Below are 20,234 nucleotides of genomic sequence, written 5' to 3'. Positions count from 1 at the left end.
TTGGTGGCCGCAGCACGAAGAGGGGGCTAGTCGAAGAGGCTCGAGACGCTCTGCTCGCTGGCGGTCCGGGCAACAGCTTCGCCGATCAAGGCGGCAATGGTCATGCGGCGGATGTTTGGCGCTGCCTTGACCGATGCGGTCTCTTCGATCGAGTCGGTGACCACCAGTTCCTTGAGCTTGCTCGAGGCAATGCGTTCCGCAGCGCCTTCGGAAAGGACTCCGTGGGTGATATAGGCCGACACTTCCTTTGCCCCGGCTTTGAGGAGCGCCTCGGCAGCGTTGACCAGGGTGCCGCCACTATCGACGATGTCGTCGATCAGGATGCAGGCCTGGCCCGAAACGTCGCCAATGATGTTCATCACCTCGGAGACGCCGGCCTTGGGGCGGCGCTTGTCGACGATCGCCAGATCAGTTCCCAGGCGCTGCGCCACAGCGCGGGCACGCGCCACGCCACCGACGTCGGGTGAGACGATCATGGTGTCTTCGAGTTTGTAGTTATCCAGGATGTCGCGGGTTATGATGGGCGCGGCATAGAGGTTGTCGGTCGGGATATCGAAGAAGCCTTGGATCTGGGCCGCGTGCAGGTCGAGCGTGATCACGCGATTAACGCCTGCCTCCGTGATCAGGTTGGAGACGAGCTTGGCGGAAATCGGCGTGCGGCCCGTGGCACGGCGATCCTGCCGCGCATAGCCGAAATAGGGCAGCACGGCGGTGATACGGCGGGCCGAGGAACGGCGCAGCGCATCGGTCAGGATCAGCAGTTCCATGAGGTTGTCGTTGGCCGGGAAGCTGGTGGACTGGAGAACGAACACGTCCTCGCCACGCACGTTCTCGTGCAGCTCTACGAACACTTCCTTGTCCGCGAAACGCTTCACCGTGCAGTTGGTCAGCGGGAGCTCAAGGTAGCTTGCGATCGCTTGGGCCAGGGCCCGGTTGGAATTGCCGGTCACAAGCTTCATGGAGCGCGATCCTGTCTCAACGGGCCTTCGAGGGAGCGAGGCCTTCCAGTTTCGCGGGCACCTTTAGCGTCTCGGTCAGGGACTAGCAACGCGACAATTGACCGATGGATAAAGAATTATGCCAGTCCGATGACACTGACCTGCCGGCCCGTGCGCGTCCCCTGGTGGGTGGCGTAGCGGTGGGAAAAATAATGAAGAGGGTCGGCATAGGTGCAGCAATCGCGGCTGTCGACGCTTGCGACGCCGACACGTAACGCCTCTTCCCGGAGGAAGCGGGGCAAGTCGAAATGTTCGCGCCTGCCCTCGGGCGTGGAGAAGGCGCTGGCGGCGTTTGGATTTACCGCCACGGCGTCGCGCATGAAGTCCGGACCTACCTCGTAGTTGCGACCGCTGATGGTGGGGCCGATGTCGATCAGGATGCGCCGGCGCTGCGCGCCCAGCTTTTCCATGGCGATGATGGTGTTTTCCATGATGCCGCCCACGGCACCCTTCCAGCCCGCATGGGCGGCGCCAATGACGCCAGCATGTGGGTCCAGAAGCAGCAGGGGAGCGCAGTCGGCCGTCAATATGCCCAGAAGCACGTCCGCACGACGCGTTACCAGTGCATCGGCTTCCAGGCCCGCATCGGGAAGCGCACCGGCTTCCACCGTCACCACGCGGCTTGAGTGAACCTGCCGCAAAATCACGAGCGGGCCACCGGCAAGTTCGCCAGCGACTAGATTTCGGTTGGCCAGAACGTTCTCGGTATCGTCGCCTGCGGCAAGGGAGACGTTGAGACTCGCGAAATCTCCCGTTGAAACGCCGCCTTGGCGCCCAAAAAAGCCGTGCCGGACGACGCCGGTGTCACTGAAGCCTGGAGACTGGAGGAACGGGATCTGCATCAGGAAAATCCTGGCGGCACGAGGCCGGGGCTGGCGGCGCAAAACACCTTGAACAGCTCGCCCATCTGCCCTGTATCGACCAGCCGGTCGCGGGCCGCTGCAATAGTGCCGGCCTGAGCAGGGTTGGCCGTGCTCAGCCCTTTGACGCGCTGGTCGATGCCCAGGCGGGTGAGAAAGCTGCCCTGCGTCGCCAGTGGCTGGACCTGGAGCCCGGCCTTGGCGGCAAGCGTGCCCAGCGCCTCGAAGTCGACATGGGCCGACAGGTCCGTTTCGCCTGGCGCGGCGAGAACATCGGCGAAGCGATGGCGCCGCACGCCCTGGAGCGTCTCGCCGGTTTGCGTGCGCCCATAGCCGTAGTCGATCGCGAGAATGCCGCCACCCTGCCGGCTGACGATCGCCGCCAGCCGCTTCATCACCTCACCACTGGCCAGACCGACCTCGAACACGCTGTTGAGCTCGGCATCCGCGACGGCTTCGGGCATGGCCGAGGGTGGAATAGGAGTCGGATTGAGGCCAAAGCTGCGCTTGCCGTCACTGAGGCCGACCATGCGTTCGTGCCAGCCATCCTCCATGCGCACGAACTGGCGGATCGGCATGGCGTCGAAGAACTCGTTCGCCAGCACGAGGAGCGGGCCATCGCCGACCTTTTCGAAGGCGTCGATCCATTTGGGCTCATAGGCTTCGAGGCGTGCATTCTGCTCGGCGATAAGCGCCGGATTGGTTTCAAACAGCCGCAGATCAAGAGCGTCGCGGAAGCCTTCGGCCCGGCACGCCACGCGCAGCATATCGGCCATCAGCGTTCCGCGGCCGGGTCCCAGCTCCAGCAGCGAGAAAGCCTTGGGGCTGCCCATCTGCTGCCAGAGGTTCACCATGAAGAAGCCGATCAACTCGCCGAACATCTGCGAAATCTCGGGCGCCGTGACGAAGTCACCCGCCGCCCCAAGCGGGTCGGCGACCTTGTAATAGCCCTTGACCGGGTGGGTCAGGCAGAGCCCCATATAGGAAGCAACCGACATGGGCCCGCTGGTGCGGATCTGCATGTCGATGAGTTCGGGTAGCGAGGGCGCTTCAGTCATGCCTGGGTCAACCACGAACGAGACTCTCTCGCCGTGTCGCGGCCCAGGCGACCAGCGCCAGCCCGGCCAGCACCAGCGGGATCGACAGGACCATGCCCATGGTGAGCCAGCCGCCATAGAGGTAGCCGATCTGGCTATCCGGCAGACGGACGAATTCCACTGCGATGCGGCTCAGGCCATAGCCGATGCCGAAAATGCCTGCCACCAGTCCGGGGCGACGCAGGGCATAAAAGACGTGGGTGAAGATGCGGATGACGAGGAACAGCAGAAGCCCCTCGAGTGCGGCTTCGTAGAGCTGGCTGGGGTGTCGTGGCACCTGCATCGGATCTGTGGGGAAGACGACGCCCCAAGGCAGGGTCGTGGGTGCCCCGTAGAGTTCGGCATTGATGAAGTTGGCGATGCGAACGAGGAAGATGCCGATGGTGGACACTGAGGCAATGAGATCGAGCCCGCTCAGCCAGTTGCCGTTGCCCTTGCGCCAGGTGAATAGCACCACTGCCAGCATCAGGCCGAGCATGCCGCCATGGTAGCTCATGCCGCCATCGAGCGTGTTGATGATCTCCCCCGGATTGGCGAGGTAATAGGGGAGGTTGTAGAACAACACGTAGCCGATGCGGCCGCCGAGCACGATGGCCAGCATGGTCCAAAAGGCGAAGTCCCAGATGTCCTTGGCGGCAAAAGGCGGCTCGCCCTTGTGCCACAACCGCTGGTTGGCGAGGAGAAGGTAGCCATAGAGGGCGCCCAGCCCGACACCGAAGAGGTAGCCCAGCGCGTACCAGCGGACGGCAAACGGGCCGATGGCGAAGGCAATCGGATCGATATCGGGAAAGGGCAAAGACGGCTCCTGCGGCAATCGGCCGGACCATTGCCGCTTCGGCCTCTCTGGTCAAGACGGATGGCTTGACCTACATAAGGTGTAACGAGGCCAAACCAAGTAGGTGAGCGATGAGCCAGAACAACAGGATCTTCGACGATCTGGGCCGACTGATGAATGAAGCCGCCGGCATGGCCGATGGCGTGCGCCGCGAAGTCGAGACCGTGGTCAAATCGCAGGCCCAGCGCTTCGTTGTTGACATGGACTTGGTCAAGCGTGAGGACTTTGACGCGCTGCGCGAGCTGGTCCAGATCCAGGGCGACGAGATCGACGCACTACGTAAAGAGCTTGCAGCGCTCAAAAATCCGGCGCCGCTCGCCAGCTGATTTCGGGTTGCGACGCTGTTTTCGCTCTGCGTCGCCCCCCTCACCCTCATGTTAGCACTGTGTTAGCAGTTCGTTAACCAAAAGGGCACACCTTTCATCCACAAGAGATTGCCGTCCGCTGGCCAAGCTGCGTCCCCTGAATCAGTGGGGGCGTGTAGGGTCAAGCATCAGGACGATTCGTAAGCCCTTGTGCGTGCGGCCAGTTCCTCGAGTATCCGAAGTCAGCCGGTTAACGGACGGAACCGTCTATGTCTCTTTTGCACGTCGAACCCGATCGCAACGTCCACCCGGTGGACATCATCGAGCACATCGCTTCGATCAACGATTGGACGTTCGAACGCCAGGACACCGACGAAATTTCGATCTCGGTCCGCGGCGGCTGGAGCGACTACCATGTGTCGTTCAACTGGATGGAGGATCTCGAGAGCCTCCACATCGCCTGCGCCTTCGACCTCAAGGTGCCGGAGGGGCGCCGGAGCGAGATCAAGCAGTTGATTTCGCTGATCAATGAGCAGCTCTGGATCGGCCATTTCGATATTTGGAACAAAGAAGGCGTGGTGCTGTTCCGCAATTCGCACCTCCTGACCGGGGGCGCCGATGTTTCGCCGCAGCAATGCGAAGCCCTGTTGCGCTCTGCGACCGACAGTTGCGATCTCTACTATCAGGCGTTCCAATTCGTGGTCTGGGCCGGAAAGACTGCGGCCGATGCGCTGAGCCATGTGATGTTTGAAACAGTTGGCGAGGCATGAGCACCGTGCTGCGCGACATCGGACCGGTCATGCTGGTCGGCGCCGGCAAGATGGGTCTTGCACTGGCCAAGGGCTGGCTCGACGCCGGCTTTCCGCCGCAGAACCTTGTTCTGGTCGATCCGCATCCAAGCGCCGATGCTGTTGAGCTTGCCGAAGATTTTGGGCTGACTGTCAACAGCGAAGCCGTGGGCTTGCAGCCCAACGTGCTGGTGCTCGCCGTAAAGCCGCAAATCATCGACACGGTGCTGACTTCGCTGGCGCCCGTGATCGGGTCCCATACAATGGCGATCTCGATCGTCGCCGGCGTCGACATCGAGCGCCTGTCGCGTGGCCTGGGCATGGATCGGGTGGTTCGCACCATGCCCAATACGCCGGCTCAAATTGGGCAGGGCATTACCGGCCTTGTAGCCAGCGCAGCGGTTTCGAGAGAGGAACGAGCAACTGCTGAAGCGCTGCTTCAGGCGGCTGGGCAGGTTGTCTGGCTGGACGAGGAAAGCCAGATCGATGCTGTAACGGCCGTCTCTGGATCTGGTCCGGCCTATGTCTTCCACCTGGTGGAGGCCCTAGCGGCTGCAGGAAAGACGCAGGGTCTGCCCGATCACGTGGCCGAAAAACTGGCGCGCCAGACGGTCATCGGCTCCGCTGCCTTGATGGCAGCCGATGCTATCCCGCCAGCAGTGCTACGTGAAAACGTCACGTCCCCCAATGGGACCACGGCCGCAGGGCTCGCGGTGCTGATGGCTAACGGCGGCCTTACCGACCTCATCGGCAGGACTGTCGAAGCTGCACGTAGGCGTAGCGAAGAGCTTGGCCGCGCCTAATCGGACGATCGGCCAACAAAAAGGACGCGCTCCCTCCCGGTGAGCGCGCCCTTGCTTTGTGCGGTAAGGTTTAGGAGGCGGTCAGGTTGTCGGCTGCCGACTTGCCCGTGCGCTTGTCCTTGACGATTTCGTAGGTGATCTTCTGGCCCTCATCAAGACCGTTGAGGCCGGAGCGCTGGACGGCAGAGATGTGGACGAACACATCTGCCCCACCTTCATCCGGCTGGATGAAGCCATATCCCTTTTGACCGTTGAACCACTTTACGGTGCCAGTTGCCATGATGCGCGTTCCCTCGTGCAGTCGCTGCTATAGGCAGTCCCGGCCACTATTGGCCAAGACCTAGTGACATCGAAATATCGGATAGTGACGTCAGCAGGCGCGAATGAATTCGCAGGATCAGATCGGTCGGCCGCAATATTCGATAGGCGAGCGTAGCGCGAAAAAAAACGGTGTTCAATATCTGTTTACACGTGCAAAACCGGTCGGCGAGAAACACTGTTCCGCCGACTTGCACTGCTGCGTCGTCAAACTTGCGCCGAGCGTAAGCTCAGGGCCACGTGGCCAGTTGGCCAAAGGAGTGGCAGGCACGCTGGGAGGCAGGTACCCGCGGACGTAGATTAGCGCAATTGGCGCGGATGACTAGAAGCCTGTCAGTCACAACTGCGCAAGCAAGGACAGCCTTGCGCGCAACGCGCTTGCATTCAGAAGGGTTTTCCGGCACATGCCGCCAGCCGGACGATCGGTTCGGCTATCCTCCAGAGATCATTCGTCTTGACCAAGGCGTTTCATTCTTCCGGCGACGTGATCGCCGACCGCCGTGCGGGCTACGCAAAAATGCTGGCCGAGAGTGGCGACCATACGGCTGCGGCCGACCTCATGCGCCAGGCATTGGAAATTACCCCAAGCTGGGCGGCAGGCTGGGACCTACTAGGTCGATTTGCCGAGAAGAGCGGTGACATCGCCGCTGCCATCTCTGCATGGCGGCACCTCGAGGCTCTGGACGACAGCGGCGTCTTTGGTGCGACACTGAAGCTGGCCGCTCACGGCGCGGCTGCAGCAGGCGAGGGAACGGCTGTGAGCTATGTCGAGGCACTGTTCGATCAATATGCGCCTCAGTTCGAGACGGCCCTTGTGGGCAAGCTGGGCTACAAAGTTCCAGACCTGCTCGATGACCTGCTCCAGACGGAAATGGGTAAGCTGGGGATCACGGGTTTCGCCCATGCGCTGGATCTTGGCTGCGGCACTGGCCTTATGGGCGAACGGCTGCGGCAAAAGGTGGAGCATCTTGAAGGCGTCGATATCTCTACCGCCATGATCGCGCAGACGGAGCGAAAGGGCCTCTATAACAGCCTGGAAAAAGCAGAACTTGTGGCGGCGCTCAACGCTCGCCCAGAGCGAAGCGATCTGATCACGGCTGCGGATGTGTTCATCTATTGCGGAGCGCTCGAACCCATTCTGGCCGCTCTGGTTCCGGCTTTGCGGCCGGGTGGCCTAGCAGCCTTCTCGCTCGAAGCTCATGATGGACCCGAGCCGCTGTTCCTCAGGCCATCGCTGCGCTATGCCCATGGCCTTGATGCCACACGTGAGGCGCTGCTTGCGGCGAGCTTAGATATCCTGCGCTTCGAGACCGCCGTGCTTCGCTTTGATCGCGGGGCGCCAATCACCGGCATGTTGATCGTGGTGCGAAAGCCGGAACAAGGTATTGCTGCAGCCACTGCGGCCTGAGCAGCGCTGACGAGGAACAGCATGAACACTCTTCGCTATGATTTCCGCTCGGATACCGTAACGAAGCCGTCGGCGGGCATGCGCCAAGCTATGGCCGAAGCAGAAGTAGGCGACGACGTCTTTGGCGATGACCCAACGGTTAATCGGCTCGAGCAGCGCATGGCCGCGATGCTGGGCAAGGACGCTGCGATTTTCGTGCCGTCGGGAACACAGTCCAATTCCTGGCGCTGATGAGTCACTGCGGGCGCGGCGACGAGTTCATTGCTGGCCAGAAAGCACATCTCTATGTCAACGAGGCTGGCGGGGCGGCGGTGCTGGGCTCCATCCAGCCGCAGCCGATCGCGCACCAGGCAGATGGGACGATGGATCTCCGCGAGATCGAAGCCGCCATCAAGCCCGATGACCATCACTATGCCCGCACCACGGTGATCGCGCTCGAGAATACCTTCGGCGGCAAAGTCCTGCCGATGGACTACATGCGCGCTGTGGCAGAGATCGCGCAAAGGCATGCGCTTGGGCTGCACCTCGATGGTGCACGCGCCTTCAACGCCTGCGTGGCGCTCGATACCGACATCAAGAGTTTCACAGAGGCCTTCGACAGCGTCTCGATCTGCCTTTCCAAAGGGCTGGGCGCGCCAGTCGGTTCAGTGCTGATCGGTCGGCAGGACCTGATCGACAAGGCGCGACGTAACCGCAAGATGCTGGGTGGTGGTCTCAGGCAATCGGGTATCCTGGCTGCCGCGGGTCTTTACGCGCTCGATCACAACATAGGGCGGCTATCCGATGATCATCGCCGCGCCAGGCGGCTGGCGGAAGGGCTGACGGCTTTCCCGGAACTGCGGGTGGTGATGCCCGACACCAATGTCGTATTCGTAGATGTCGATGAGCAACTGGCCCGCCGCTTCGCCGACTTCCTCCAGGCTCGGGGCGTCGGCGTCATGGGTTACGGCAGGCAGCGCTGGGTGACCCACCTCGATGTATCGGATGAAGATGTCGAGGGCGCGCTGGTAGAAGTGGCGGCCTTCTTTCAGACTAAATCCTGTAGGCTTTGAGAACTGAGGGCAACACCAAGGTCCTGCCCTCGTTCCGAAGTCTAGTGCAAGGCGAGCCGCAACGCCTGCTCAACGGGCGAGTAGTTGCCCTTCGGTCGCTCCAGCATCAGGTCACCCCTTGGCAAAAGCGGTGGCTGGGCCATGAACTTGACCCTGTCGCCCCGGTTCGGTTGCGCTGCGTGAACTAGGAAGGGATGACAGAGATACACCGTGCCGGCGGGACCGGTGGCGAGGGATTGTCTGCCGGTGTCGAACCAGTCCGGCCGATCGGCGAGCATGTGGCGCAGGGAGCGTCCCTCGGCTCCGTGCGGTGCCAGATATCGAGCCACCTCCAGATGCGAACCTGGCCGAATGCGGGTTGGCGCGTCGTTCTCTCCGACATCGGAGAAAAGAAAGAGCATCAGCAGGGCACGTCCCCGGGAAACAAGGTTGGCCCGAATGTTGAGAAAATCGCCCTGGTCATCAGTCGGTAGCATGAAGCTGCCGTCGATATGCCAGCCGTCATCACCAGGAGGCGCGTCCGAGGGGAAGCGCACCGGGAAGGTGCCCAAGCCTTGCGGTTGAAGCCAACGGCTTTCCCCGACGAGTTGGTCGTAGGCGGCATGAAGCAAGGGTGTGTTGGCGGCCTCGCGGAACGGCAGGTCTGAGTAACCACCCAATCGGACCACTGGCTTGGTCCAGGTGCTGCGATCATTGGGATCGCAGCCTGTGTCGCGCCAGAGTATGGCCCGCCCTTGCTCCGCGACAGATTGAGGGAAGGCGCTATCCACACGGACGAAGCCGTCGCTGATAAACGAATTGATCTGCGCTGACGAAAGCGCGGCTGCAGGTTTGTGCATTGAAAAATCCATAGGTTCGCAAAGGCTGCATCAGCAGCCGGAGGAGCGGCGGTGCCGCTTCATGTGTCCTTCAGGAGGGCGCGATCAGGCGCCGAGGAACACTGCGAACGTATGGAACTGGATCATCATGCCCCAATGATACCGGGCGGATCGATCTCGTCAACAGCAGTCGCCTCCCCAGCGGGGGAGGCGAAAGAGTGTCAGGCGGCGAAGTAGCTCTGAAGGGAGCGAACCTGCAGGTTGCCCTTCTGCAGTGCGACCACGCCTTCGACAGCGGCCAGTGCGCCATCAATCGTGGTGTAGTAGGGGATCTTGGACAGCAAAGCCGTGCGACGGATGTCGCGGCTGTCGCTGATCGATTTCATGCCATCGGTGGTGTTGATCACCAGTTGCACGCCGCCGTTTTTCATCGAGTCGACGATATGCGGACGGCCCTCGAGCACTTTGTTGATCTTGGTGGCGGGGACGTTGTTGTCGATCAGGTAACGCTGCGTGCCGCCTGTTGCGAGGATTTCGAAGCCTGCCTCGACGAGGTGACGCGCCATATCGACGATGTACTGCTTGTCCTCGTCGCGCACCGAAATGAAGGCCTTGCCCGTGGTCGGGACTTTCTGGCCGGCGCCCATCTGGGACTTGGCAAAGGCAATGGCGAAATCGGTATCGAGGCCGATGACCTCGCCGGTGGATTTCATTTCCGGCCCCAGCACGGTGTCGACGCCTGGGAAGCGGTTGAACGGGAACACGGCTTCCTTGACCGCGATGTGGCCCGACTTGCGTTCGGTTAGCTCGAAGCTGGCAAGGCTCTCGCCGGCCATGATGCGGGACGCGATCTTGGCAATCGGCTGGCCAATCACCTTGGCGACAAATGGCACGGTACGCGAGGCGCGAGGATTGACCTCAAGGAGGTAGATCACGCCATCCTTGAGCGCATACTGAACGTTCATCAACCCGCCAACCTTGAGGGCGAAGGCAAGATCGCTGGTCTGGCGCTTAAGCTCTTCGATGATCTCGGGCGACAGGTTGCGCGGCGGCAGGGAGCAGGCGGAGTCGCCGGAGTGGATGCCGGCCTCTTCGATGTGCTCCATGATGCCGGCGACGAAGACGGTCTTGCCGTCGCAGAGGGCGTCAACGTCGATTTCGGTGGCGCCCGAGAGATAAGCGTCAAACAGCAGCGGGTTATCGGAGAGGACCGAGTTGATCTGGCCCGTCTTGTCGTTGGGGTAGCGCTGGAGGATATCGGGCGGCACGAGACCGGTCAGCGTATCCTGCACATAACGCTCGAACTCGTTGGCCGAATGAACAATGGCCATGGCGCGGCCGCCCAGCACATAGGAGGGGCGGATCACCAGCGGGTAGCCGAGCCGCTCGGCGACGAGGCGGGCCTGTTCCAGCGAATAGGCGATGCCGTTCTTGGGCTGGGTCAGTTCGAGCTTGTTGAGGAGCTTGGAGAACAGGTCGCGGTCTTCGGCCAGGTCGATCGCATCAGGCTGCGTACCCAGGATCGGCACGCCGGCCTTGAGCACGGCTTCCGCGAGGTTGAGCGGGGTCTGGCCACCGAACTGGACGATCACGCCATGGAGCGTGCCATTGGTCTTCTCGCGCTCGAGGATTTCGATAACATCTTCCTCGGTCAGCGGCTCGAAATAAAGGCGGTCCGAAGTATCGTAGTCGGTTGAGACGGTTTCCGGATTGCAGTTGACCATGATGGTCTCGTAGCCGGCGTCGGCGAGAGCGAAGGCTGCATGGCAGCAGCAGTAGTCGAACTCGATGCCCTGTCCAATGCGGTTGGGGCCGCCACCCAGGATCACGACCTTCTTGCGGTCGGAAGGCCGCGCTTCGTCCGCGACCTTGCCGGCGAATGGCGCTTCGTAGGTCGAGTACATATAGGCGGTCGGCGAGGCAAATTCGGCCGCCGAAGTGTCGATGCGCTTGTAGACCGGGCGGACTTCCAGCGAGTGGCGCAGCTTGCGCACGTCGCTGGGCTTGAGGTTGGCGAGCTGGGCGAGGCGCTTGTCGCTGAAACCCATGGCCTTGAGCGAGCGGAGGGTTGCGGCGTCCTGGGGCAGGCCGAACTGCTTGACCTTGTTCTCGGTGTCTACGATGCCCTGCATCTGTTCGAGGAACCAGGGGTCGATCTTGCAGGCTTCGTGAATGTCTTCGATGCTCATCCCTAAGCGCATGGCTTCGGCGACATGGAGCAGCCGGTCAGGCGTTCCGGTGCCGAGAGCGGCCTTGATGGCGTTCTTGTCCTCGCCCTCGCCGAGGCCGGGAATGCCGACTTCGTTGAGGCCGGTGAGGCCGGTTTCGAGCGAACGGAGGGCCTTTTGCAGCGATTCCTGGAAGGTGCGGCCAATGGCCATGGCTTCGCCGACCGACTTCATGGCCGTGGTCAGACGGTTGTCGGCACCAGGGAACTTCTCGAAGGCAAAGCGCGGGATCTTGGTGACGACATAGTCGATCGTGGGCTCGAACGAGGCCGGGGTCATGCCGCCGGTGATGTCGTTGTCGAGTTCGTCGAGCGTATAGCCGACGGCCAGGCGCGCGGCGACCTTGGCAATGGGGAAGCCGGTCGCCTTGGAGGCGAGGGCCGAGGAGCGCGAGACGCGCGGGTTCATTTCGATGACGACCATGCGGCCGTCCTTGGGATTAACGCCGAACTGGACGTTGGAGCCGCCGGTTTCCACCCCGATCTCACGTAGGACTGCCAACGAGGCGTCGCGCATGATCTGGTATTCCTTGTCGGTCAGCGTCAGCGCAGGAGCCACGGTGATGGAGTCGCCGGTATGGACGCCCATCGGGTCGATGTTCTCGATCGAGCAGACGATGATGCAGTTGTCCTTCTTGTCGCGGACAACCTCCATCTCGAATTCCTTCCAGCCGAGGACCGACTCCTCAACGAGAACTTCGTTTGTGGGCGAGGCGTCGATGCCGCTTTCGCAGATGGCGAGGTATTCTTCCCGGTTGTAAGCGATGCCGCCGCCAGTGCCGCCCAGGGTGAAGCTGGGGCGAATGATGGCGGGAAGGCCGATCACTTCCAGCGCCTGCAGGGCTTCGATCGTGTTGTGAGCGAGCATGGAGCGCGGAGTTTCAAGCCCGATCTTCTTCATGGCGTCGCGGAAAAGTTCGCGATCTTCGGCCTTGTCGATGGCTTCGGCCGTCGCACCGATCATCTCGACGTTGAACTTGTCGAGAACGCCCATCTTGCGCAACGAAAGGGCGCAGTTGAGCGCCGTCTGACCGCCCATCGTTGGCAGCAGTGCGTCGGGACGTTCCTTTTCGATAATCTTGGCGACCACTTCCGGGGTGATCGGCTCCATGTAAGTGGCGTCGGCCAGGTCCGGGTCGGTCATGATCGTCGCTGGATTGGAGTTCACCAGGATGATCCGGTAGCCCTCCTCCTTAAGCGCCTTGCACGCCTGGGTGCCGGAATAGTCAAACTCGCAGGCCTGCCCGATGATGATCGGACCCGCACCGATGATGAGGATCGATTTGATGTCGGTACGTTTTGGCATGGTGCTCGCTCAACTGTTCTAGACGAGAGGGCGAGAAGAATCGCCCGGACGCACCCGTCCGCGCGAAACCCGCGCAGCAACTGAGCGCTGCGGCACGGGGAAGAAGTTCAGACATGGTGGTTAGGTGGGCTGTCTAACCGAAGAGTCGCTGGAAGGGAAGGGGCGGCGAGCGTGTGCGCGTGCTGATGCACCAGAGCACAAGAAAAAGGCGCCCCGGTCGGGACGCCTTCTGATTAGCGGCGGTTGAGGTTCTGGCGATCGAGGTTGGCGCGATCGTCTTCGATCTCCACTTCCGTCTTGCGCACCGTGTCGCTGACGGTTTCCTGGTGATCTGTGCCTTCCTTGCGAAGCGAGATTTCCTCGACGACCCGCGCCTGCTTGCCGACCACAGCCTCTTCAGCATGCTCTTCGGCTTCAATGGTGCGATCGCGGAATGCTGCGTCGGCATCAGTGAGCGGGCGATCAACCGGACGGCGCTCAACTGCAACGCGTTCTTCGTGCAGGTTTACGCCAGCGCTGACGTTTTCTTCGCGGATATAGGAGCGAACACGCACGCGACCGAGGTTCACGTCGCGCTTGCCGACCACCAATTGCTCGTCAACGACCGGGATGACCTCTTCGTTGTTGGTGCCCAGTGAGTTGGTGGTGCCGCGGGAGCCTGAGGTGTCAGCCTGCGGCGCGGCGGCGCCAAGAGAATAGGCTTCGGTGGCGCCGGCCTGGTAGCCGCTCCAGCCTTCGGAGCGCCAAGACTGCTCGCGCTCGTCAAGGTCAATGGAGCCTTCGTCATCAAGGATGTCGAGGGCAGTGTCATACTGCGTGGCGGAGAGGTTGCTGACGGCAACGAGGTAGCCGCCGCGACTCAGGCCTTCGGCATAGGTGTAGCGATCTTCTTCGGGCATGAAGAAGTCGGCCAGTGCGGCAAAGAAGCCCTGGTGCTGTTGGCGGCGTTCGGTGACGGGCGTGTCGCTCTCATATCCGGGCACGAGGCGGATGCTGTCGCGAGCGATGCCGGCGGCAATCAGGCGGTCGACGGCATTCTGTGCGTCGTGCTGGCTGTCGAAAAATGCCGAAAGAGTGGTCGAAGCAGTCGCTGAGATTTGGCTCATTGGTCAGATTCCTCTTTGCTTGGGATTTCAGTCACGTCATCGCGTTCGATCGCGGCGTGCTGCTTGCGCAGGGTCACCGGTATTTCGACGGATTGGGTGGAGGTGGTCTGGCGGATATGGATCTCCTCGCGGAGAACCAGGCGCTTTTCGACCACCAATACTTCTTCGACCACCGGTATGATGGTCAGGTCACCCTCGATGCGAATGGCGGGGGCAGCCTCCACGTCCCGGTTGATCGGAACGCGGCTGACCGAGACATCCTGGCGCGCCAGTTCGGAGTTCAGTAGCTCCTCCGAGACCTGCGTTTTGGTGCTAACCCGAACCCGCCCAGTCACGACGTCCCGCTTCTCAACGGTCGCAGTCTCTTCGATGATCTGGACGGTTTCATTGTTGGTTCGCATGGCTACGCCCGTTGTCTTGGACACAGGCAACGAGCCAGATTCTGCATCGTTCCAGAGGTTTAACCATCCGGCCACTTTGTGAACGGCCATGTTAAGCAATCTTTCACCCTGCGCGGCAAAAATCCCGGCGAGCAAAGGTGACCATGATGCGCAAGATCGAAATTCTGGATGAGGTGCGGCTGCGGTTCCCCCAAAGGAGCGCGGAATTCGATGCCGGCGTCGAGGTTGGTTCGGCCAGCGTGCTGATGGCGCAGGGCGTGCCGCTGATCCAGCGGGAACTTTCCGCCGAAGCCACCGAACAGCTGCGGCCCATAGCTGAACGGTTCTGGTATGCGCTGGTGGCGACCGAAGCTTCGCCCGGCGTGATGACGGTCAGCCTCGTTCACCGCTCACGGCGCCCCCTACTGCGGGTGGTGTGATCAGTTTTTCGGCGGACTAGCTAAGTCTATAAAGCTCCGCGCCAAAGTCCGACGCGCAGGCCGCCATGCAGCACTGTCGGCTCCACCATCTCGAGCTTGAGACCAGTGGCGCGTGCCAGCTCCTTGTCGGTGGTGATGATCCCGACCTCCCAGCCGGCGAACTTGCTGCGAAATACGTTGCCCATCGATCGGTAAAGCCCCAGCAGCGGCGCCTTGTTGCCGATGCGCGTGCCATAGGGCGGGTTCACGATGATGAGGCCCGGTGGCGTATCAGGCGGCGCTAGCGTTTCCACTGCATTCTGCTCGAAGACGACAGCATCGGCTACGCCGGCTCGTTCGGCATTTTCCTGCGCCATACGTATGGCGCCCGGGTCCCGGTCCGAGCCAAAGAATTGCCGAGTGTCCAAAGATCGCGGCATCCTCGAGCGCATCTTGTCCCAGGTGTTGCGCTGGAAGCTGGGAAGAAGTTCGAAGGCGAAGCTGCGGTGCCGACCCGGCTTGAGGCCGAGCGCCTGCTCCGCCGCTTCGATCACGAAGGTCCCGGACCCGCACATGGGATCTAGCACGGGCTGGGCGCCATCGAAGCCGCACTGACGCAAGAACATGGCCGCCATGGTTTCGCGCATCGGCGCCTTGGCAACGCCTTCCTTGAAGCCGCGCTTGTGGAGGGACTCGCCGGTAGTGTCGATGCTGATGGTGACGAGGTCATCTTCGATCCTGACCATGACCCGCAGCGAGGCAGACTCGGCTACCGGAATACCCGCTGCCGCGATGGCATTGGCAACGCGCTGGCTGGCGGCGCCCGCATGATAGATGCGGGAACGCTTGCAGCTTGCTTCAACCCAGACCGGGACGTCGTCTCGCAGCAGCGTCCGCCATTCCACCTTTTGGGCACGCTTGTCGAGCTGCGCCAGATGCATGGCGCGAAAACTCCCGACGCGGGCAAGGACGCGGGTGGCACCACGCAGGTCCAGATTAGCGCGCCAGACATCAGTCCATGTGCCAGGAAAGGTCACGCCACCGTCGACAACCCTGGCTGCGATGAAGCCTGCACCGTGCGCTTCCTCAAGAAGCGGCAGTTCCAGGCCCGGCGTGGCAACCAGATAGATATCGAAGGGAGCGGTATCGTTCATGGGCCAGCACTAGCCCGAGCGGCCATGACCCGCAATGGTCAAGCAGCGTGCTGGATACGGCGGTCCAGAGCCATAAGGATTTGCTGGATCGTGTAGGGCTTGGGCACAAAGACCGCGCTGGGAGGGATATCAGCCGCGGTGGGCCTCACGCCGCCCGAAACGATGACGATCGGCAGGTTCGGACGGAGGCTGGCGCAGCGCCAGGCAAGGTCGAGGCCCGATGAGGTGCCGGGCAGTTCGATGTCGGTGATCAGGGCCTCGACGTCCGAGCTGCACAAGATGCGTGCGGCTCCGTCTGCCGTTGAAAGGGGCAAGGACTGGATGCCGATTTCAGCAAGATTGTCCACGAGTTCGAGCAGCAGAAGAGCTTCGTCTTCGACGACCATGACACGCTTGATCTGATCCATCACCGCACCCATCGTTCCACTTAGGATAGAAGAGGTAGCGGCCCGCCAAAGTTGCTGCATGGGAGCAATGGTCTCTGGGTATGGTAAAGAGATGTATAAAATTTTATCGATCTGCGGGTCTGCCTTGGCGGAGACATAAGCACCTGCTGGTCTTATGCGGTAAAGCGGAGAGCCCGAAATGTGCCGAAACATAAAGCCGCTGTTCAACTTCGAGCCACCCGCGACAGGCAACGAGATGCATGATGCCGCGCTGCAGTTCGTCCGCAAGATTTCGGGCTACAACACGCCCTCCCAAGCCAATGAAGCAGCCTTCTACGAGGCGGTGGAAGAGGTTGAGAAAACGGTGCGCAAGTTGCTCAGGGCGCTCGAGACTAACGCGCCGCCAAAAGATCGTGAGATCGAGGCGGCCAAGAAGCGCGAGCGGAACAAGCTGCGCTTCGGCACGTGATTATTCTTCCGGTTCAGTGCTGAAGAGCAGCGGAAAGCCATTGGAGCGGGCGAACTCAGTGGCTCGCGTTGCCTTTTCCTCGGCAATCTCCTTGGTGAAGACGGCGACTACACAGGCTCCTTTGGTGTGGGCTGTCAGCATGATGACGGCGGCCTGAGCCTCGGGAACACGGAATTCTGCCTTGAGCAACTGAACGACGAACTCACGCGGCGTGTAGTCGTCATTGAGCAGGATAACCTTGTGCAAGGGCGGCTTGGCCGGCTTCAGCACAGGGGCCGTTCGATTCTTGATCTTGGTGTCTGCCATGCTCGTCTCCGGAGCGACTGGAGCGGCGGAACAGGCGTGTGGCCGCTGCGTTAGGGAAGCAATCACAGCGCCCGAGGTCAAGCCATGCTGCAATTGTTGATTATCCTGATCGTCGTTGCGCTGGTCTCCGGTGCGATGGGCTTTACCGGCATCTCCGCCGGGGCAGCGACGCTAGCCAAGATCGTCTTCGCCATCATGCTGATCGTGATCGCGCTCTTGCTGGTACTGGCCTTCATGGGGTTGGCGGTGTTGTTCTAGCCCCTCGCGATCAGAGCCTCAATTTGAACCCTTCGTGGCTCTTGGTAAAACCGAGCTTCTCGTAGAAGCGGTGGGCATCCAGCCGGCTCTTGTTGGAGGTCAGCTGAACCAAGCCGCAGCCGGCCTCGCGACAGCGTTCGATCGCCCAGCTGACCATCTGAGTGCCGAGGCCGGTCCCGCGTTGGTCGGCGCGGATGTGGACATTCTCCAGAAGGCCGCGGCTCAGTCCGAAATTGGGCAGGCCCGGGATGATGCTGATTTGCAACGTACCGACTGTCTCACCGTCTTTTTCGGCGACGATAAGCCGGTGGGCCGGATCGGCAGAGATCGCATCGAATGCGGCGCGGTAGCGGGGATCCTCCAGCGTCGTGGCATTGAGCGGGGGTGTCGCCGCGCCGCGAGCATCCCCGGCATGGCTCAAGCGGATCAGCGTCGGAACGTCGGCTGGCGTCGCGTCGCGGAAGGTCAGGGTCATGGTGGTCAAGAATGATCCGGGCTGATCAATTTGGCGAGGCCCAACGTGCCTATCGCTGCGATGGCTGAGGCAATCGCCAGCCATGAACCGGCAGCAACCAGTGCGCCAGTGCCCGCCCACATGATGGACGAAAACGCCTCGCTAAGTGTGGCGGCGCGGGAGGCTACCTGTCGGCGGCGGAACATGGAGCGTTTGCTGACCACGCGGAACCAGAGCTGGATGGCTGTCGCGGAACCGGCGGAGATAGCTGCAAAGATGGTCGTGATCAGAGCCATTTGAGGTGCTGAGAATGCCAACAACAGGAGGAGGGGCGCCAGCACAATGGCAATGACGGCAAGAACTGCTTCGATCTTGGCGACAAGGATCGTCCGCGGCGTTACCGGGCTGGTCGCCACAAGGTCATGTGCATCTTCGCCGGAAATGGCGAGCCATGCCAAGCCGCCCGCCAGTTGGCCTGCGGCCATGACCAGCACCGGCACGAGCACGACGAAGGCACCAGCTTCCGCGCCGAAATTGAGCCAGAGCAGCAGGGCCGGCGGCAGGAGGTAGAGGATCTGCATCAGCGTTTGCGACAAGAGCCACGGGTCTCGCTGCAGCAAACGCCATTCCTTGCGCCGGAGCGCCTGACGCGGCGATCCGGATCGGAAGGGCCGGATGGCATCGAAGCGGCGGGGCCGGGCATAGGATGCGCCTGCTGCGGCGGTGGCGTGCCGGCCATAGCTCGGTGCAGCCAGGAAGGCAGTTGCTGACAGGAGACCTGCGGCGACAGCAATCATGATCAGCAGAGCCGGCAAGTCGCCCATGGCGGCTTTGGCCGGAAGCCAGAGGGGGCTCTCGGGAGCCGGCGCAAAGGTGACGAGTTCATCCTTCTGGAACAGTGCGAAGCGGGACATGTTGCCATAGTGGAGGATGGCGGCCGCCTGGACGCCGATGGCGAAGCCAGCGCCGACAATTGCGGCCACGATCTGGGCGATGAGCCTAGTGCGCTTGGGGCCGACGAGGCGGAACAGAGCGAGGGTGACCAGAAGTGCCAAGGCGGTTGAGATCGCCCCCAAAGCGCCGATGACGCCGTAGGCGCTTAGCCAGTGGGCGCCATCGAGGTAGGCCAGCATGTTGACCATCGGACTGGCGAGCAGGCCGGGCAGGAGGATGCTGGTCAGTGTTACGGCGCCGGTGCGTACCACGAAGAGACGCGGGGCCGAGGCTGGGGAGGATAGTACCAGGTCCAGGTCGGAGCGGCCGTAGTAGACGCGGGTGACCGCTTCCAGGGCCTGGGAGAGCATGACGGTCCAGAACAACAGCCCCGTGCCGGTCAGCATGGTGAGGGTTGCGGGCGTGGGGCTTATGCCCTGCGCTGTCCAGGGGCTCACAAGCCCGAAGGCCATCAGGTGCAATAAAACCATGACAATTGCGATGAAGATTGTCAGCACAATGCTACGGTTATGTTGACGTCCGGTCATCATCGCGACCCAGTCGCGCCAACCGAGTGTCAGTTCGTGGCGCGCGAACCAGACGACGGAGCCAGGAGCCAGCCTCATGCGGCTTCGCCGTCCTGCGCCACAAGCTCGAGGAAGATGTCCTCAAGCGTGGACTCCTGCCCAAGATTGGCGCGCAATTCAGCCAGCGTTCCTTCGGCGACGAGCCGGCCGCCCGCAATGACGCCTATACGCTCGGCCATGCGCTCGGCCACGTCCAGGATGTGCGTGGTCATGATGACGGTGACGCCCTGGCGCACCTTTTGGAGCAGCACATCCTTGACCAGGCGGGCCGAACCGGCATCGAGGCCGGTCAGCGGCTCGTCGAGAATGATGAGCCTGGGGTCGTGCACCAAGGCTCCGGCAAGGGCAACCTTTTGCAGCATGCCTTTGGAGAAACCGCCGCAGAGCTGGTTGGCGTGAGGCGTGAGCCCGAGCCAGCCGAGAAGCTCTTCAGCCTTCAGCTGCGCCTTGCGCGGTTCGACCTGCCAGAGACCGGCGACAAATTCGAGATACTCCATCGGCGTGAGCCGGTCGTAGACCATGGGTTCGTCGGATACCCAGGCAACGAGGCGCTTGGCGGCAACCGGATCGCGCCGTGCGTCGATGCCGAAGACGGCGATGTCGCCGCTGTCCGGCTGGAGGAGGCCGGCGACCATGCGCAGGATCGTGGTCTTGCCCGCGCCGTTGGGTCCGAGAAGCGCGTAGAATTCGCCGGCCTGAATGGTGAGGTCCAGGCCCTGGATTACAGGCCTATCGAAGCTTTTGGTCAGGTGACGGACGGCAAGGGCAGGGGCGGTCATGTCGGCGCTCGGGCAAGGGCCCTTACAGGTTACTCTTCAGCCGTTTCGGGGGCGTGAACAGAAAACGTCAAGATTTTGAAGCGGCTGCTAATTCTGCAGGTCGGCTGTGCAGAACCAGCACTACCGACGCGCGTACAGAGGCGAGTAGGTTCATGCCGCCCCGTGGGCATAAAATCTATTGCCCGGAG

22 protein-coding genes and 1 pseudogene are annotated in these 20,234 nt (G+C 61.9%); 8 read left to right on the top strand and 15 right to left on the bottom strand.

Annotation, left to right across the window (positions count from 1 at the left end; translation table 11 throughout):
- Positions 1–26: 26 nt before the first annotated feature.
- The 4 genes from VIL88_RS01475 to lgt form a co-directional block, all read right to left on the bottom strand.
- A complete protein-coding gene (locus VIL88_RS01475; protein ID WP_331985184.1) occupies positions 27–959 on the bottom strand; it encodes a ribose-phosphate pyrophosphokinase in 933 nt (310 codons plus the stop codon).
- Between the two features lie 116 nt (positions 960–1,075).
- On the bottom strand, positions 1,076–1,840 hold the full coding sequence (gene pgeF / locus VIL88_RS01470) for a peptidoglycan editing factor PgeF (RefSeq protein WP_331985182.1): 765 nt from the start codon (positions 1,838–1,840) through the stop codon (positions 1,076–1,078).
- Positions 1,840–2,916: a class I SAM-dependent methyltransferase gene (locus VIL88_RS01465; RefSeq protein WP_331985180.1), complete on the bottom strand. Its 1,077-nt coding sequence runs from the start codon at positions 2,914–2,916 to the stop codon at positions 1,840–1,842. The genes pgeF and VIL88_RS01465 overlap by 1 nt, the downstream gene beginning before the upstream one ends.
- Positions 2,917–2,923: 7 nt before the next feature.
- Positions 2,924–3,769, bottom strand: a complete 846-nt coding sequence (lgt, locus tag VIL88_RS01460) for a prolipoprotein diacylglyceryl transferase (RefSeq protein WP_331985179.1) — start codon at positions 3,767–3,769, stop codon at positions 2,924–2,926.
- 92 nt (positions 3,770–3,861) lie between these two features.
- On the opposite strand from lgt, the gene VIL88_RS01455 reads away from it, so the two are divergent.
- The 3 genes from VIL88_RS01455 to proC all read left to right on the top strand — a co-directional run bounded on the left by VIL88_RS01455 (position 3,862) and on the right by proC (position 5,686).
- Positions 3,862–4,116, top strand: coding sequence for an accessory factor UbiK family protein (locus tag VIL88_RS01455; RefSeq protein WP_331985177.1), 255 nt, complete (start codon positions 3,862–3,864; stop codon positions 4,114–4,116).
- A 248-nt stretch (positions 4,117–4,364) separates the two neighbouring features.
- On the top strand, positions 4,365–4,865 hold the full coding sequence (locus VIL88_RS01450) for a YbjN domain-containing protein (RefSeq protein WP_331985175.1): 501 nt from the start codon (positions 4,365–4,367) through the stop codon (positions 4,863–4,865).
- Positions 4,862–5,686 carry a pyrroline-5-carboxylate reductase gene (gene proC, locus VIL88_RS01445; RefSeq protein WP_331985173.1) on the top strand — a complete coding sequence of 275 codons (825 nt, stop codon included), beginning with the start codon at positions 4,862–4,864 and terminating at the stop codon, positions 5,684–5,686. Before VIL88_RS01450 ends, proC begins: the two co-directional genes overlap by 4 nt.
- Positions 5,687–5,756: 70 nt before the next feature.
- On the opposite strand, the gene VIL88_RS01440 is transcribed toward proC, so the two are convergent.
- A complete protein-coding gene (locus VIL88_RS01440; RefSeq protein ID WP_331985171.1) occupies positions 5,757–5,966 on the bottom strand; it encodes a cold-shock protein in 210 nt (69 codons plus the stop codon).
- 492 nt (positions 5,967–6,458) lie between these two features.
- Between VIL88_RS01440 and VIL88_RS01435 the strand changes: the two genes are divergently transcribed.
- Positions 6,459–7,412, top strand: coding sequence for a methyltransferase domain-containing protein (locus VIL88_RS01435; protein WP_331985169.1), 954 nt, complete (start codon positions 6,459–6,461; stop codon positions 7,410–7,412).
- 21 nt (positions 7,413–7,433) lie between these two features.
- Positions 7,434–8,464 (top strand): annotated as a pseudogene (gene ltaE, locus VIL88_RS01425) (low-specificity L-threonine aldolase).
- Between the two features lie 41 nt (positions 8,465–8,505).
- Here the strand turns inward: ltaE and VIL88_RS01420 are convergent.
- The 4 genes from VIL88_RS01420 to VIL88_RS01405 form a co-directional block, all read right to left on the bottom strand.
- Positions 8,506–9,303: a phytanoyl-CoA dioxygenase family protein gene (locus tag VIL88_RS01420; protein ID WP_331985162.1), complete on the bottom strand. Its 798-nt coding sequence runs from the start codon at positions 9,301–9,303 to the stop codon at positions 8,506–8,508.
- Positions 9,304–9,503: 200 nt separating this feature from the next.
- On the bottom strand, positions 9,504–12,815 hold the full coding sequence (gene carB, locus VIL88_RS01415; RefSeq protein ID WP_331985160.1) for a carbamoyl-phosphate synthase large subunit: 3,312 nt from the start codon (positions 12,813–12,815) through the stop codon (positions 9,504–9,506).
- Between the two features lie 233 nt (positions 12,816–13,048).
- Positions 13,049–13,921: a YsnF/AvaK domain-containing protein gene (locus tag VIL88_RS01410; RefSeq protein WP_331985158.1), complete on the bottom strand. Its 873-nt coding sequence runs from the start codon at positions 13,919–13,921 to the stop codon at positions 13,049–13,051.
- Complete coding sequence (locus tag VIL88_RS01405) at positions 13,918–14,412, bottom strand: YsnF/AvaK domain-containing protein (RefSeq protein ID WP_331985156.1); 495 nt, start codon at positions 14,410–14,412, stop codon at positions 13,918–13,920. The genes VIL88_RS01410 and VIL88_RS01405 overlap by 4 nt, the downstream gene beginning before the upstream one ends.
- Positions 14,413–14,468: 56 nt before the next feature.
- Here VIL88_RS01405 and VIL88_RS01400 point away from each other — a divergent pair, with 56 nt between their 5' ends.
- Entirely contained in the window at positions 14,469–14,741 is a 273-nt protein-coding gene (locus tag VIL88_RS01400) for a hypothetical protein (RefSeq protein WP_331985154.1), read from the top strand.
- A gap of 26 nt (positions 14,742–14,767) precedes the next feature.
- Here VIL88_RS01400 and VIL88_RS01395 read toward each other — a convergent pair whose 3' ends face one another.
- Positions 14,768–15,874, bottom strand: a complete 1,107-nt coding sequence (locus VIL88_RS01395; RefSeq protein WP_331985152.1) for a class I SAM-dependent RNA methyltransferase — start codon at positions 15,872–15,874, stop codon at positions 14,768–14,770.
- Between the two features lie 38 nt (positions 15,875–15,912).
- On the bottom strand, positions 15,913–16,281 hold the full coding sequence (locus VIL88_RS01390; protein WP_331985150.1) for a response regulator: 369 nt from the start codon (positions 16,279–16,281) through the stop codon (positions 15,913–15,915).
- Positions 16,282–16,459: 178 nt separating this feature from the next.
- Here VIL88_RS01390 and VIL88_RS01385 point away from each other — a divergent pair, with 178 nt between their 5' ends.
- Positions 16,460–16,729, top strand: a complete 270-nt coding sequence (locus tag VIL88_RS01385; RefSeq protein WP_331985148.1) for a DUF2277 domain-containing protein — start codon at positions 16,460–16,462, stop codon at positions 16,727–16,729.
- Here the strand turns inward: VIL88_RS01385 and clpS are convergent, their stop codons facing one another.
- Positions 16,730–17,035: an ATP-dependent Clp protease adapter ClpS gene (gene clpS, locus VIL88_RS01380; RefSeq protein ID WP_331985146.1), complete on the bottom strand. Its 306-nt coding sequence runs from the start codon at positions 17,033–17,035 to the stop codon at positions 16,730–16,732.
- An 84-nt stretch (positions 17,036–17,119) separates the two neighbouring features.
- Here clpS and VIL88_RS01375 point away from each other — a divergent pair, with 84 nt between their 5' ends.
- Complete coding sequence (locus VIL88_RS01375) at positions 17,120–17,293, top strand: DUF1328 family protein (RefSeq protein WP_331985144.1); 174 nt, start codon at positions 17,120–17,122, stop codon at positions 17,291–17,293.
- Between the two features lie 10 nt (positions 17,294–17,303).
- Here VIL88_RS01375 and VIL88_RS01370 read toward each other — a convergent pair whose 3' ends face one another.
- From VIL88_RS01370 to VIL88_RS01360, 3 genes are read right to left on the bottom strand one after another with little or no spacing between them, the layout of a single operon-like run.
- Positions 17,304–17,768: a GNAT family N-acetyltransferase gene (locus VIL88_RS01370; RefSeq protein ID WP_331985705.1), complete on the bottom strand. Its 465-nt coding sequence runs from the start codon at positions 17,766–17,768 to the stop codon at positions 17,304–17,306.
- 5 nt (positions 17,769–17,773) lie between these two features.
- Entirely contained in the window at positions 17,774–19,306 is a 1,533-nt protein-coding gene (locus VIL88_RS01365) for a permease (RefSeq protein ID WP_331985142.1), read from the bottom strand.
- Positions 19,303–20,046, bottom strand: a complete 744-nt coding sequence (locus VIL88_RS01360; protein ID WP_331985140.1) for an ABC transporter ATP-binding protein — start codon at positions 20,044–20,046, stop codon at positions 19,303–19,305. Before VIL88_RS01360 ends, VIL88_RS01365 begins: the two co-directional genes overlap by 4 nt.
- Positions 20,047–20,234 lie beyond the last annotated feature (188 nt).

The organism is Devosia sp. (genome assembly GCF_036563435.1).
Lineage (GTDB): Bacteria > Pseudomonadota > Alphaproteobacteria > Rhizobiales > Devosiaceae > Devosia.
Note: the sequence above shows the minus strand (reverse complement) of the source record. Positions and strands in the feature narration are given on the sequence as shown.

Coding starts and splice junctions, on each gene's coding strand:
- VIL88_RS01475 (WP_331985184.1), bottom strand. CDS start 959: ATGAAGCTTGTGACCGGCAATTCCAACCGGGCCCTGGCCCAAGCGATC.
- pgeF (WP_331985182.1), bottom strand. CDS start 1,840: ATGCAGATCCCGTTCCTCCAGTCTCCAGGCTTCAGTGACACCGGCGTC.
- VIL88_RS01465 (WP_331985180.1), bottom strand. CDS start 2,916: ATGACTGAAGCGCCCTCGCTACCCGAACTCATCGACATGCAGATCCGC.
- VIL88_RS01455 (WP_331985177.1), top strand. CDS start 3,862: ATGAGCCAGAACAACAGGATCTTCGACGATCTGGGCCGACTGATGAAT.
- VIL88_RS01450 (WP_331985175.1), top strand. CDS start 4,365: ATGTCTCTTTTGCACGTCGAACCCGATCGCAACGTCCACCCGGTGGAC.
- proC (WP_331985173.1), top strand. CDS start 4,862: ATGAGCACCGTGCTGCGCGACATCGGACCGGTCATGCTGGTCGGCGCC.
- VIL88_RS01440 (WP_331985171.1), bottom strand. CDS start 5,966: ATGGCAACTGGCACCGTAAAGTGGTTCAACGGTCAAAAGGGATATGGC.
- VIL88_RS01420 (WP_331985162.1), bottom strand. CDS start 9,303: ATGCACAAACCTGCAGCCGCGCTTTCGTCAGCGCAGATCAATTCGTTT.
- carB (WP_331985160.1), bottom strand. CDS start 12,815: ATGCCAAAACGTACCGACATCAAATCGATCCTCATCATCGGTGCGGGT.
- VIL88_RS01410 (WP_331985158.1), bottom strand. CDS start 13,921: ATGAGCCAAATCTCAGCGACTGCTTCGACCACTCTTTCGGCATTTTTC.
- VIL88_RS01405 (WP_331985156.1), bottom strand. CDS start 14,412: ATGGCCGTTCACAAAGTGGCCGGATGGTTAAACCTCTGGAACGATGCA.
- VIL88_RS01400 (WP_331985154.1), top strand. CDS start 14,469: ATGCGCAAGATCGAAATTCTGGATGAGGTGCGGCTGCGGTTCCCCCAA.
- VIL88_RS01395 (WP_331985152.1), bottom strand. CDS start 15,874: ATGAACGATACCGCTCCCTTCGATATCTATCTGGTTGCCACGCCGGGC.
- VIL88_RS01390 (WP_331985150.1), bottom strand. CDS start 16,281: ATGGATCAGATCAAGCGTGTCATGGTCGTCGAAGACGAAGCTCTTCTG.
- VIL88_RS01385 (WP_331985148.1), top strand. CDS start 16,460: ATGTGCCGAAACATAAAGCCGCTGTTCAACTTCGAGCCACCCGCGACA.
- clpS (WP_331985146.1), bottom strand. CDS start 17,035: ATGGCAGACACCAAGATCAAGAATCGAACGGCCCCTGTGCTGAAGCCG.
- VIL88_RS01375 (WP_331985144.1), top strand. CDS start 17,120: ATGCTGCAATTGTTGATTATCCTGATCGTCGTTGCGCTGGTCTCCGGT.
- VIL88_RS01370 (WP_331985705.1), bottom strand. CDS start 17,768: ATGACCCTGACCTTCCGCGACGCGACGCCAGCCGACGTTCCGACGCTG.
- VIL88_RS01365 (WP_331985142.1), bottom strand. CDS start 19,306: ATGAGGCTGGCTCCTGGCTCCGTCGTCTGGTTCGCGCGCCACGAACTG.
- VIL88_RS01360 (WP_331985140.1), bottom strand. CDS start 20,046: ATGACCGCCCCTGCCCTTGCCGTCCGTCACCTGACCAAAAGCTTCGAT.